This is a genomic window from Halalkaliarchaeum sp. AArc-GB (assembly GCF_031432225.1).
GTDB lineage: Archaea > Halobacteriota > Halobacteria > Halobacteriales > Haloferacaceae > Halalkaliarchaeum.
Genome location: NZ_JAVKGM010000006.1, coordinates 1 through 11,775, shown reverse-complemented (window position 1 = coordinate 11,775; position 11,775 = coordinate 1). Strand labels below are relative to the sequence as shown.

10 protein-coding genes and 1 tRNA gene are annotated in these 11,775 nt (G+C 67.6%); 5 read left to right on the top strand and 6 right to left on the bottom strand.

All coding sequences use genetic code 11. The annotated features are described in order from the left end of the window. Positions 1 to 18 precede the first annotated feature (18 nt). Together RH858_RS07655 and RH858_RS07650 are read left to right on the top strand one after the other, a co-directional pair. Entirely contained in the window at positions 19 to 1,914 is a 1,896-nt protein-coding gene (locus RH858_RS07655; protein WP_310561489.1) for an iron ABC transporter permease, read from the top strand. Then, positions 1,914 to 3,056: an ABC transporter ATP-binding protein gene (locus RH858_RS07650; RefSeq protein ID WP_310561488.1), complete on the top strand. Its 1,143-nt coding sequence runs from the start codon at positions 1,914 to 1,916 to the stop codon at positions 3,054 to 3,056. Before RH858_RS07655 ends, RH858_RS07650 begins: the two co-directional genes overlap by 1 nt. A 56-nt stretch (positions 3,057 to 3,112) precedes the next feature. Here the strand turns inward: RH858_RS07650 and RH858_RS07645 are convergent, their stop codons facing one another. Together RH858_RS07645 and RH858_RS07640 are read right to left on the bottom strand one after the other, a co-directional pair. After that, the gene (locus RH858_RS07645) at positions 3,113 to 4,105 is read right to left on the bottom strand and encodes an adaptin (RefSeq protein WP_259534613.1); all 993 of its coding nucleotides are present in this window, start codon (positions 4,103 to 4,105) and stop codon (positions 3,113 to 3,115) included. Between the two features lie 98 nt (positions 4,106 to 4,203). Continuing rightward, on the bottom strand, positions 4,204 to 4,452 hold the full coding sequence (locus tag RH858_RS07640; protein WP_259534612.1) for a hypothetical protein: 249 nt from the start codon (positions 4,450 to 4,452) through the stop codon (positions 4,204 to 4,206). Positions 4,453 to 4,557: 105 nt separating this feature from the next. Here RH858_RS07640 and RH858_RS07635 point away from each other — a divergent pair, with 105 nt between their 5' ends. Next, positions 4,558 to 5,535 carry an NOG1 family protein gene (locus tag RH858_RS07635; RefSeq protein WP_259534611.1) on the top strand — a complete coding sequence of 326 codons (978 nt, stop codon included), beginning with the start codon at positions 4,558 to 4,560 and terminating at the stop codon, positions 5,533 to 5,535. Between the two features lie 37 nt (positions 5,536 to 5,572). On the opposite strand, the gene RH858_RS07630 is transcribed toward RH858_RS07635, so the two are convergent. Further along, positions 5,573 to 6,865 carry a TIGR00341 family protein gene (locus RH858_RS07630; protein ID WP_259534610.1) on the bottom strand — a complete coding sequence of 431 codons (1,293 nt, stop codon included), beginning with the start codon at positions 6,863 to 6,865 and terminating at the stop codon, positions 5,573 to 5,575. A 271-nt stretch (positions 6,866 to 7,136) separates the two neighbouring features. Between RH858_RS07630 and RH858_RS07625 the strand changes: the two genes are divergently transcribed. Beyond that, positions 7,137 to 8,075, top strand: a complete 939-nt coding sequence (locus tag RH858_RS07625) for a luciferase (protein WP_310561487.1) — start codon at positions 7,137 to 7,139, stop codon at positions 8,073 to 8,075. 30 nt (positions 8,076 to 8,105) lie between these two features. On the opposite strand, the gene RH858_RS07620 is transcribed toward RH858_RS07625, so the two are convergent. The 3 genes from RH858_RS07620 to RH858_RS07610 all read right to left on the bottom strand — a co-directional run bounded on the left by RH858_RS07620 (position 8,106) and on the right by RH858_RS07610 (position 11,126). Further along, positions 8,106 to 9,107 carry a histone deacetylase gene (locus tag RH858_RS07620; protein WP_259534607.1) on the bottom strand — a complete coding sequence of 334 codons (1,002 nt, stop codon included), beginning with the start codon at positions 9,105 to 9,107 and terminating at the stop codon, positions 8,106 to 8,108. After that, positions 9,107 to 9,538 (bottom strand): histone, encoded by a 432-nt coding sequence (locus tag RH858_RS07615; RefSeq protein ID WP_259534606.1) that lies wholly within the window; start codon positions 9,536 to 9,538, stop codon positions 9,107 to 9,109. Before RH858_RS07615 ends, RH858_RS07620 begins: the two co-directional genes overlap by 1 nt. Positions 9,539 to 9,647: 109 nt before the next feature. Continuing rightward, a complete protein-coding gene (locus RH858_RS07610) occupies positions 9,648 to 11,126 on the bottom strand; it encodes a single-stranded DNA binding protein (protein WP_259534605.1) in 1,479 nt (492 codons plus the stop codon). Positions 11,127 to 11,392: 266 nt separating this feature from the next. On the opposite strand from RH858_RS07610, the gene RH858_RS07605 reads away from it, so the two are divergent. Beyond that, a tRNA-Arg gene (locus RH858_RS07605) sits at positions 11,393 to 11,465 on the top strand. Positions 11,466 to 11,775: the final 310 nt, after the last annotated feature.

Here is an 11,775-nt window from a genome sequence, read left to right as displayed (position 1 = left end):
GACGGGAGTCGTACTGACGTGACCGAGGAGTCGTCGGCGCCGACGGCAGATGACGCTGCGAGCAACACCGCGGACGACCCCGGACGCGACATGCCGGACGATCCCGGACGCGACATGCCGGACGATCCCGGACGCGACACCGTGGCCCAGCGGGCGTTCGCGGGGATCGAACGCTACGCGATCGGGCTCGGAGCCGCGGCGACGGGGCTGGTTCTCGTCGCCGTCTTTTATTACCCGGTCGCCACCGTGTTTGCGGAGGCCTTCTTCCCGGCGGGACTGCTCACCGGCTCTGTATTCGTCTCGATCCTGACGGATCCCTTTTATATGGGGGAGCTTGGCCGGCTCCTGTCGGGGGAGCCGCCAGGGGAAGTGCTGCGGCGGATCGCGAGCCCGGACCGCCAGCTCGGAATACTCGGCTTCACGGCGTACCAGGCGGCGCTGTCGACGGTCGCAAGCGTCGCGCTCGGCGTGCCGGCGGCGTGGATCCTCGCCCGCTTCGAGTTCCGCGGTCGGGAAACCCTGCGGTCGCTTACGATCCTCCCGTTCGTGCTGCCGTCGATCATGGTCGCTGTCGGCTTCGTGGCGACGTTCGGGCGAAACGGCACGCTCAACGCGATCCTGGGGACCGTCGGTGTCGGCCCCGTCGAGCTGATGTTCACGCTGGAGGCGATCGTGATCGCCCACGCCTTTTACAATGCACCACTGGTGGCGCGGGTCGTCACCGCCGCCTGGGAGGCCGTCGACGCCCGGGCCATCGAGACCGCCCGGTCGCTGGGGGCGTCCCCACACCGGGCGTTCCTCGACGTGGTCGCCCCGCAGCTGTACCCCGCCGTGTTGATGGGCGCGACGCTCACGTTCGTGTTCACGTTCGCGTCGTTCCCGATCGTGCTCGCGCTGGGGGGGTTCCAGCTGGCGACCGTCGAGGTGTTCATCTACCGACTGATCAGGGATCTCAACTATGCGGAGGCAGCCGGCCTGGCGATCCTGGAACTCGTCATCTCGCTGTCGCTCACCTACGCGTATCTCCGGTACGAGGCGGCAAACGCCGTTCGCCGCGGTGCGTCGGCACCGGGGCGGCGAAAGCAGCTGTTTCCCCGGACGTGGACGCCGACTGCCCTCCTCGAGCGGTTCGCTGTCGCCGGCTACGCCCTCCTCGCGGTCGCGGTGTTCGTGTTGCCGCTCGCCAGCATGATCTGGGCGAGCCTCACCGGCCCCGCAGGGTTCACGCTGGACCACTACCGGTTCCTCCTGGAGCGGCAGGCCACGGGGGCGGCATTTCAGGTGCAGCCGTGGCCGGCGGTCAGGAACTCGCTCGTGTTCGCGGTCGCGACGCTGGGCGTGGCGGTGCCGATGGGGCTCGTCGTCGCGGTCGCCACCACGCGCCGGTATCGGGGTCGGAAAGTCGTCGACGCGCTGGCAATGGCCCCGTTTGCGGTGTCGGGGATCATCGTCGGACTCGGGCTGCTCCGGGGACTCGTGTTCGGCGTCGAGATCGGCGGCTGGCGGATCACCGTCGCCGGCGCGGTCGCCATCGTCGCCGCCCACGCGGTGAGCGCCTATCCGTTCGTCACGCGCAACGTCGCCCCCGGCCTCGAGGGGCTGGATCCGGCGTTGACCGAATCGGCGCGGGCGCTGGGGGCCTCCCGGGCCCGGGCACTCGTGGACGTCGAACTGCCGCTCGTGTGGCCCGGCGTCGTCGCGGGCGCCGCCTTCGCGGTCGCGATCAGCATCGGAGAGTTCAACTCCACGATCGTCCTCGCGACCGGCACCGACAGCTACACGATGCCGGTCGCCGTCGAGCGGTATCTCGGCCGGCGGCTCGGTCCCGCGACCGCGATGGGGGTCGTCCTGCTCGCGGTGACGAGCGCCAGTTTCATCGTCGTCGAACGGCTCGGGGGGTACGTACGACACTGATGACTCGCGAACGGACGCCCCGCGGGAGCGGAAAGAACCCGGAAGGGAACGCCCCAACGGCGGTCGAACTCGACGGCGTCACCCGGACCTACGGCGAGACCGTCGCGCTCCGTGACGTCTCGCTTTCGGTCCGGGAGGGGGAGTTTTTCACCCTCGTGGGACCGTCCGGCTGCGGGAAGACCACGACGCTGCGTTTGATCGCCGGCTTCGAGTCGCCCACCGCAGGGACGATCCGGATCGGCGGGGCAGACGTGACCGGCGTCCCCCCCGAATCCCGGAACATCGGCGTCGTGTTTCAAAACTACGCGTTGTTTCCCCACATGACCGTCGGGGAGAACGTCGGCTACGGGCTTCGGTTTGCGGATCCGCCCGACGGAAAGTCCAGGGGAGAACGCGTCGCTGAACTGCTCGAACTCGTCGATCTCCCGGGACTGCAGAACCGAAAGCCGGAGTCGCTTTCCGGCGGGCAACAACAGCGCGTCGCGATCGCCCGGGCGCTGGCGCCGGGGCCGGAGCTGCTGTTGCTCGACGAGCCGATGAGCGCCCTCGACGCCCGGTTGCGCGAACGGCTCCGACTGCAGGTAAAGCGGATCCAGACCGAACTGGGGATCACCACCGTCTACGTTACCCACGACCAGGAGGAGGCGCTGTCGATCTCCGATCGAATGGCGGTGATGCAGGACGGCCGGCTCGAACAGGTCGGGGAGCCGCGGGCGGTGTACCGCCGGCCCGACACCCGGTTCGTCGCGGAGTTCGTCGGCGACAACAACGTCTTCGTCGGCGAGGTCGTCGGCGAGGCGGTCGCCGATCCCGGTGACGGCGCGGGATCGACCGGCGCGCAACTGGACGTCGACGTCGACGGCACTCGGTTTTCCATCGCGACCGACGGAGATCCGGCGATCGATCCGCCGGCGACGGGGTCACGGGCCGTGTTCTGCGTTCGTCCGGAGGCGATGGAGCCGAACGCGGCCGAAAACCGCTTCGACGCGCGTGTCACCGGGACGGAGTTCCTGGGCGAAACCACCAGAATCCACCTGGAGTGGCGCGGGCGGGAGCTGCTGCTCAGGACGGCGGAACCGCTTTCGGGGGACGTGACCTTCGGGTTCGACCCCGACGGGGCACATCTCGTCGAGATCGACTGAAAACTGGGTGTGTCACCGTCGGACGGAGTCCAGGGGTCAGACCGGAGACCGACAGATCAGCGGAACCCGGCCAGTTCGCGAAGCAGCGCGTTCTCCGCCTCGGCGACGGCCCCGTCTTTGAGCCCGAGCTCCGCGTCGTCAGTCGCCTCCAGCGCCGACAGCGCAGTCTCCTTGTCGGGAACCACCGACGGATGCTCCCTGGCGAAGGCGACCAGCGCCACGTGTGCGTACGTCCTGACGCCGTCGTCCGGGTCCGAGAGGGTATCCACGAGCGCCATCGACGTCCGGGGGAACCGCTGGGGTGTCGCCGCGAGCAGGTTGCCGGCCGCGATCGCGGCGCCCGTTCGGATCCGTTCGGACGCCGCCTCCATCGCCGCCGCGATGGGGCGGTCGGCGTCGCCGATCGCGTCCGCCTTCACGTGACCGACCTCCGCGACGAGCGCGAGCGACGCCGCCCGCAGGTCCTCGTGGTCGGAACCCAGCCGGCGGATCGCCGGTTCGAGACCCTTTGCCGCCGCGTCCTCGTGGCAGGAGCCGAGCTGCGCGAGTGCCCGGATCCCGAGATACGAGAGTTCCGGCTCCCGCCTGTCCGCAAAGGCTGCGAGGTCGTCGGCCCACACCTCGAACTCGCGGGGGCGACGCTCGCCGAGCCACGCCAGCGTCTCGCCGGCCATCTCCCGGACGTCCGGGTCGCCCTCCGACGCCAGAACGAGCAGGTCGCCGACCCTGTCGCCCGCCGCGGTGGGGTCCCGATACACGAGTTCGTGGACGCGAACCGCGTACTCCCTCGGGGAGAGTGACGTCTCTTCGGATCCGGATTCGGTCCGGATCCCGTCGTCGTCCGTGCGATACCGATCCGTAGCGCTGTCGCCGGCGGCCCCGTCCGCAGTCGTTCGAACGGGGACGTCGTCCGGATCGACGACCAGACCCTGGACCTGATCGAACGACGGGTGGGTCGGAGCTCCGCCGTCGGTTCGATCAGGTCGGTCAGTCGATCCTTCCGTCTCGGGGTCCGGTCGCGCGTCCGGACCCGGTCCCGGTGCCGGCATTACGTGATCACACCCATCCTCTCGTCGAGATACTGACGCTTACAGTTTAAAGGTTTGTCAGACGTTCTCGGGAACGATAATTCGACGGGGAGGGCCAATCACGCACGGCGTCGGAACGAAACGACCGTCCCGACGACGTCCTGCCCGTCGATCGTCTCTGTGGTCACGTTCAGCCCGAGCGTCTCCTCGGGGTCGAGCACCTCGTGGGTGAGCGCCTCGAGGTCGTCGGCGCTCGCGTCGCCCTCGAGCACGACGATCCGCACGCGATCCCGATTGACGCTCACTTCGGCGACGTCGTAGCCGTTCGTCTCGAACGTCTCCCGCAACGCGGTCTGCAGTTCCGTCATAGAGGGACTGACAGCCCCCTCGGACAAAAACTTCCGTGCTCGGGGCGGCATCGTCCGAGGGCCGAACGGACGGTCTTATACGGCCGGACCGCGAAGAGACGGGAAATGATATTCGAGGACCTCCCGACGACGCCGCGAGCGGAGGAACTCATCGACAAAGCGTTCTCCCGGGCGGCGCGGTCCGGCCGCGCGAAGAGCGGCCTGGAGGCCCAGCAGTCGATGCTCACGACGGCGGGCAACATTCTCTCGGACAACCTCGAGAACGTCGTCACCGCCTGGCCCGACTTCGAGTACGAGGTCGATCCGTTCTACAGGGAACTCGCCGACGCGATCGTCGGCGTCGACGAACTCCGCCAGTCGCTGTCGCGGATCACCTGGGCGAGCCGACAGGTGGGCTCGATCCGCAACGAGTACCAGTCGAAGCTCCGGAAGACCGACGTCGACACCGCACGGAAACAGCGCAAGCAGGCGTTCGCCCGGATGGCTGACGTGGTCCGGCAGATCGAAGACGACCTCGAACTGGTCGGGGAGGCCCGCGACGCGTTGAAGAACCTCCCGGACGTTCGGGCCGACGAGCCCGCGATCGTCGTCGCCGGCTATCCGAACGTCGGCAAGTCCTCCTTCGTCAACGACGTCACGCGCGCCTCCAACGAGATCGCGCGGTACCCCTTCACCACGAAGGGCGTCCAGCTCGGCCACTTCACACGGGGCCACATCAGGTACCAGATCATCGACACCCCCGGGTTGCTCGACCGCCCCGAGGAGGAGCGAAACGAGATCGAACAGCAGGCAGTCAGCGCGCTGGAACATCTCGCCGACGTCGTGGTGTTCCTCGTCGACGCGAGCGGGTCGTGTGGCTATCCGCTCGAATCGCAGCTCGCGCTCCGAGACGAACTCGAAGAGCGGTTCTCCCGTCGCGGGATCGAGCTCATCACCGTCTGTAACAAAAGCGACCGGTCGACCGACGTCGATGCGGACGCCTACATGAGCGTCGAGACCGGCGAGAACGTCGAACGGGTGCTCGAGATGGCCGCAGACGCTGTCGAGTTCGAGGGAGAGCTCCCGCCGTCCCGGCAGGAGTGACGGTTCCCATCCGGCGCCCGAAGACCGCACCAGAACGTCAGGTCGTTTCTCGCTGGACGTAACGCACTTCGACGGTGACGTCCGTTCCGGTCACCGCCTCGATGCGGGTGTCGAGCCGTTCGGCCAGCGGCCCGGGGGGTTCACCTGGTGGATAGCCGACAGTGACGACGACGCGTTCGGTGTCCAGCGGCGGGATCGTCCCGGTCCGTCGGACATCGACCCCCACGAGCGACAGCGATTCGTCGACCGCGGCGAGTTCGTCGGCTACCCCGTCGCGGATCTCCTGTTCGGTCGTGGCTGCGGCGTAGCCGTCGTAGGTGACGCCGCCGAGGAACATCGACAGGAGCGCGATCGCCGCCGCGAGGACGGCCGCCCGCTTGAGCATCGCCGACCGGGCACGATCGGCCCGGAACCAGCTTTCGGGGCGGTATCCCTCGTACCACAGCACCAGCAGGGCGGCGAAGTTGATCGACAGCACGTTCACGAACACGAGGATCGTGGATCCGAACGCGAGCGTCGGGTCCATGTAGGCGATCCCCAGCCCGGCGGTTGCGGCAGGCGGGATGAGCGCGACCGCGATCATCACGCCCACGAGCGCCGAGGAGACGCCGGTCGTGAGCGACAGGATCCCCGCGACGCCGGCTCCCAGCGCGACCGCCAGCGCGAGCACGTTCGGGGCGACCCGCTCTGCGACCTCGGAGAGTTCGAGGAGATCCAGCCCCGGCGGAACCAGGTTGGCCGCCCGCAGAAAACTGGCGAACAGCGCGCTCGCACCGATCGAGAGCCCGATCCCCAGCGCTTGCATGCGAACGCCCTGGCGGAACAGTTCGTTGTCGTCGACGACCGTGCCGACACTCGCGGACATCGCCGGGCCGATCAGGGGGGCAATCACCATCGACCCCACGACGGTCGCCGGAGAATCGAGCAGCAGCCCGGCGGTCGCGATCACGGCCGAGACGACCGTCATGATCACGTACGTCGGGGTCGAGCGCGCCAGCTCTTCGGCCTTGGTCGTGAGCTCCTCGCGGGCGATCAGCTCGTCGCTGTGGTCGTTCTCCTCGGCGTACTTCTCGGACAGCTCGTCGTAGTGTCGGGAGATGACCGTCTCGGCGCTGACGATAACCGTGTACGTCGAGTCGTCGATTCCGACCTCGCGAAGCTGTTCGAGGACGTGTTCGACTGCCGACTTCGGGATCGGGAACGTTACGACCGAAGTGGCCTCCCGGCCGCTCGTCTCGTCGGTCAACACGTAGTCGATTCCCTCCTCCTCGAGCGTCTCGAGTACCGCCTGCTGTTTGCCCGACGGGATCGTGACCTGAACGAGTCGCACACCCTCGGCTTCGACGCCCCGGATATAGAAAACCCCGGTCTATGGGGGTTATACCAGCAATCGACAGCCACGGCCCCCGATGTGGCCAATACTGACCCGCCCGACACGTTTATCCGGTTCTGTTCCAAATGAGGGTTCACATGGCCTCACAGGCGATTGATCGCGTTCCGCGACGGTAGAACCGACCTTTTCTCGATCAGTGTAGCGTGCGTTCGTCGGGCCGCAAGCGACGGCCGGCGTCGGAGAGGACGACTACAGGAGGACGAGTTATATGAGTGACGACCAGCGCCGCCGCGAGGAGGCGACACACGACAGGAGTGTAGTGACGAAAGATGACGGATCCGAGACGGCCGCGGACACGGCCGCGGACACGGCCGTCCCCGACGGTGGTGCGGCGTCGGCCGGTTCCGGTGTGAGGTCCACCCCGGAGCAGTCGTCGACGCCGGCCGTGATCCGCGCCGGTCTCGACGCCGTGGCGCTCAAGCCCACCGAGTGTGACGTCCGCCGAGCGCTGGCGGTCCCGCTGGAGCGGGTGATGATCGACTACGAGGGCCTCGAAGAGGCGCCCGATCCGTCGACGCTTTCGGCGCTCGCGAACGAAAAACAGGTGCGAGAAACGACGCCGGTACGGGCCGACGGCTACGATCCCCTGGGCGACGACAGTCGGGTCGCTGCGCTCCCGTCCGGCGTCGGGCGCGTGATCGTGGCCGGACATCCCGCGTACCTCTCCGAGGAAGAGAAACGACGCACCGTCGCACCGCGGTTCGCCGCGGCGAGGGAAGACGCACAAGACGCGTGGATCGGCACCGAAGGCGTCGAGCGGCTCGCACTCGCGGCCGGCGGGACCCAGTACGAACTGCTCTCGCGGTCGACCGAACGCGACCTCCGGGCGCTCCGTGCGGCGGGGTTCGACGGCGAGATCGCGGTGTACGCGCCGACTGTGCTCACCGACAACGAGGACGAGGTCCTCGACGCCGTCGGCGCGTACGCCGCCCGCCGAAAACCCGTCTCCCGGGCGCTCCCGGACGGTGCTTCGAGCGACTCGTCGGCGACGGGCCGGGCACGCGAGGTGCTGTCGGCCGCCGTACGGGACTACGCACTCGTCGGCGATCCCGAGACGGTCCGGGAACGCGTCGACGCGCTCCGGGCGGCCGGCGCCGACGTCGTCGTCGGCTATCCCGCACGCGACGTCGACGAGTTCTGTCGGTGAGACGGGCCTCGATCCGGTCACTCGATCCGGTCACTCGATCCGCTCTAGGAGACCATCGACGATCGTCTTCGCGTCGGGGGACGGCTCCCCCTCGCCGACGGTCGGGTCCCGCCCGTCGAACGTCTCGTGGACGGCGGCGACGCCGTCCGACAGCGTCTCCAGACCGTAGCCGCCCTCGAGAACGAACGCGAGCGGTGTGGAAGTCCGATCCCCGAACCGACGGAGGAGCTGTGTGAACAGCGCGTACCCCTCCGTCGAGACGCGCATCCGGGAGATCGGGTCGTGTCTGTGGGCGTCGAAGCCCGCCGAGACGATCAGGAGGTCCGGATCGAACGACTCGAAAGCCGGTACGACCGCCTCGGTGATCGCATACTCGTAGTCGGCGTCGTCGGCGCCGGCCGGGAACGGGACGTTCAGCGTTGATCCCGCGCCCGAACCGGTGCCGGTTTCGTCGATCTCCCCGGTGCCGGGGTAGAGTCCGTCCTCGTGGATCGAAGCATAGAAGACGTCCCCACGATCGTAAAAGAGGTCCTGTGTGCCGTTGCCGTGGTGGACGTCCCAGTCGAAGATCGCAACACGCTCGACGGACGTCGAATCCAGCGCCGTCTGTGCGGCAATGGCGGCGTTGTTGAAGAAACAGAACCCCATCGCGTCGTCCTCGATCGCGTGATGGCCCGGCGGCCGGCCGAGCGAGAACGGGGTCTCCCGTCCGTTGGCGCCGTCCATCGCCTCCCTGACAGCCCACTGGGCGAGTCCAGCCGACGCGAGCGCGGCCTCCCAGGTGGCCTCGCTGGCGACGGTGTCGGCGTCCCAGTTGCCGCCGCCGCGATCGGCGAACTCCTGGACTTCGTCGACGTATGCCGGGGTGTGAACCGCAGCCACAGACTCCCTGTCGGCCGGGGAGGCCTCCCGATAGACGACGCCGTGTCGTTTCGCGAGCCGACGCCGGATCGCGCGAAGCCGGTCGGGGTTCTCCGGATGACGCGGGCCAGTGTCGTGGTCGAGACACGTCTCGCTGTAGCCGAATTGCATCACTCGAATAGCGAGAAGTACGTCCGGATGTCTTCCGCCTGGACCGTCCGTCTGTCGGCGTGGCGAGCGAGCGTGGCGGCTGCGGCGGCGACGTTGTCGGCGTAGTCCTCGAGAACGTCCGCGAGCGCGATCCGCGCGTCCATCGACACCCGATAGGAGTCGTCGATCCGGAGTCGAGCGATCCGGTCCACGGGAGCGATCGGAAGGGTGAGGTCCTCGCGGTCGATCACCTGCTCGACGCCGAAGTCCGACGCCATCAACGTCTTGCGACCGTCTGCGGTCGCCTCCTCTGCGGCGTCGACGGCGAGAGCGGCCCCGTGGTCCTGTATCCGGCGGGCCAGCTCCTCGGCCGCGCCGGCGCTCACGCGGAGGTCACCGGCGTTGCGCCGGATGACCGTATCCACGGGAGCGAACGGCAACTCGACACTCATACACCAAAACCCGTTCGTCCCGGGTATAATCCTTTCCGTTGGCGAAGTTTGCGCCGTCGGGCCCCTTCGTGGGTCGAACCGGATCGACGACGGGTGCCGGCGCTTCGGCTCAGAACACTTCGTCGGCGTCGATCTTCCCGTTCCGCTCCTCGCCGCGAACCGTCACTTCCTCGCCGAGACGGAGCGTCGCGTCCGTCTCGACGTTTCGGGTCGTTCGCCCGTCGTCGAGGACGACCGGGTTCCCCGCCTGAACGACGGTTCCCGTAAACTCGACTGTCTCGCCGGCGTCAGCCCCGGCGTCGGGTGCGGTCTGGGTCGTCCCGTCCGTGGTTCCTGCGTTCGTGGATCCCGCCTTCGTGGATCCCTCGTCGGCGAACGCCGAGAGGCCCCCCGCCGCGTCCCCAGTTCCGCCGGCGTCGCCGGCGACCGCCTGCGCCTCGCTGGTGGGAGAACCAGCGGAGGTCGCGTCCCCGGCGGCCGGCTCTTCGTTCAGGACGGTCACGGTCGAGCGCCAGTTGGCGGACGCCTCGAGATCGTCCTGCCAGCCGTCCTGGATCTCGGCGTCGGTCACCAGGAGGTGATCCGCGAGATCGACGTCGGCGTCGGCCTTCTCGCCCCACAGCGCGACCCGGATCTCGCCAGTCTCGTCTTTGATTCGGACGTTGCGAACCTGGCCCTGCGAGCCGTCGTCCCGGTCGAACGTCCGTTTGGGATCCGTCTCGACGACGCCCCCGGCGATGTCGGCGGTCTGGTCGATTTCGAGGTCGGCGATGTCGGTCGTCTCCGGGACGTACTCGACGTCCTCGTCGACGCGTTCGACGTCGCCCCGGGAGCCGACGTGGAGTTCGAGGTCGCCGTCGCGCTCCCGAACGTAGCCGTCGACCACCTCGACGGTTTCCCCCGGGTCGAACTCCTCGACCAGGTCGGCCTGTTCGTCCCACAGCGTCACCCGCACGCGGCCGGTCTCGTCCCCCAGCGTGAGGTTTGCGACCTTTCCTTCCGAGCCGTCGTCCCGATCGAACGTCCGGACAGAATCCGTATCCAGCACCTTGCCGACGAGGTCGACGTCCGACCGCCCCAGCGCGAGGTCCTCGACCCGGTAGGTGTCGAGGACTTCGACATCGACCTCGGCCTCCTCGTCGGGTTCGACCTTGTCGACGCTCACCTCGACCCCGTCGTAGCCGTCGGTCGGCCGGCCGGCGATCCGGAGCACCTGGCCGACCTCGAGCTGGTCTTCGGCCGCACCGGCGGCTTCGTCCCACAGCGAGATCCGGATTCGCCCCGTCTCGTCGGCGACCTCGACGTTGCAGACCCGCCCGTCCGGTTCGTCCTCGCCGTCACGCTCGAACGTCCGGACGTCGCCGATCGAGACGACCTTGCCGAGGAACTTCACCTCGTCCATCCCCGGCTCGATGTCGGCGATGCCACTCACCTCCTCGTCGCGGAGGTCGTGCGCGATCAGCATCGCCGCCGTCTCCTCGTCGGCGAGCCCGCCCATCTGCTCGACTTTCTCCTCGACGGCGGCCCGGAACTCCTCGAGCGGGACGTCCGTTTCCAGCTCCTCGTAGACGTCCTCGATCACACCCATAGTCGTACACACAGGCAGGAAGAGACGCCGCTTAAGCGTTGCCGTTGGCCGGTCGAGGCGCCGGAGTCTCGCGGTTGTATCGTGATCGATCGTCGCATCGAGACGGGTTGGTTCGGGATCACTTTTGAACCCTCGCGTCCGACAGTCGCAGTTTCCCCGTCGGTCCGGTGGATGTCGACGCCGACGTCCAAACTACGACCCGACCACATCCAGGTCACGTCCCGGACCGTAACCGTCTTAAGTCGACCCCGGATAGGTAGGAGTGAGTCCGGGTAGGGTAGTGGACTATCCTCTTGGCTTGCGGAGCCAGGGACCGGAGTTCAAATCTCCGTCCGGACGTTCTCTTCACTCACTTCGTTCGTTACGTTCACGTCCGGACGTGCCCCACGCTCACTTGCGTTCGCGTGGGACTCCGTCCGGACTTTTCTGGCGGGTAACTGGACACTCGCTTGCGTTTGCGCGGGTCTCGGGCCGGAAGCGACTCTACGGTAGTAAATAAGTGCTTTTGTCGATATTTTCGGCACGTATCGAAATACTCCGGCCTTTTATCGATACCTGTATAACAGAAATGATCATAATCACACACGTCAGCTTAACAACCGGATTTAAATACATTAGGTGAAACGTCATACTCGGATCATGGGACTGT

Coding starts and splice junctions, on each gene's coding strand:
- RH858_RS07610 (WP_259534605.1), bottom strand. CDS start 11,126: ATGGGTGTGATCGAGGACGTCTACGAGGAGCTGGAAACGGACGTCCCG.
- RH858_RS07640 (WP_259534612.1), bottom strand. CDS start 4,452: ATGACGGAACTGCAGACCGCGTTGCGGGAGACGTTCGAGACGAACGGC.
- RH858_RS07650 (WP_310561488.1), top strand. CDS start 1,914: ATGACTCGCGAACGGACGCCCCGCGGGAGCGGAAAGAACCCGGAAGGG.
- RH858_RS07620 (WP_259534607.1), bottom strand. CDS start 9,107: ATGCAATTCGGCTACAGCGAGACGTGTCTCGACCACGACACTGGCCCG.
- RH858_RS07635 (WP_259534611.1), top strand. CDS start 4,558: ATGATATTCGAGGACCTCCCGACGACGCCGCGAGCGGAGGAACTCATC.
- RH858_RS07645 (WP_259534613.1), bottom strand. CDS start 4,105: ATGCCGGCACCGGGACCGGGTCCGGACGCGCGACCGGACCCCGAGACG.
- RH858_RS07625 (WP_310561487.1), top strand. CDS start 7,137: ATGAGTGACGACCAGCGCCGCCGCGAGGAGGCGACACACGACAGGAGT.
- RH858_RS07615 (WP_259534606.1), bottom strand. CDS start 9,538: ATGAGTGTCGAGTTGCCGTTCGCTCCCGTGGATACGGTCATCCGGCGC.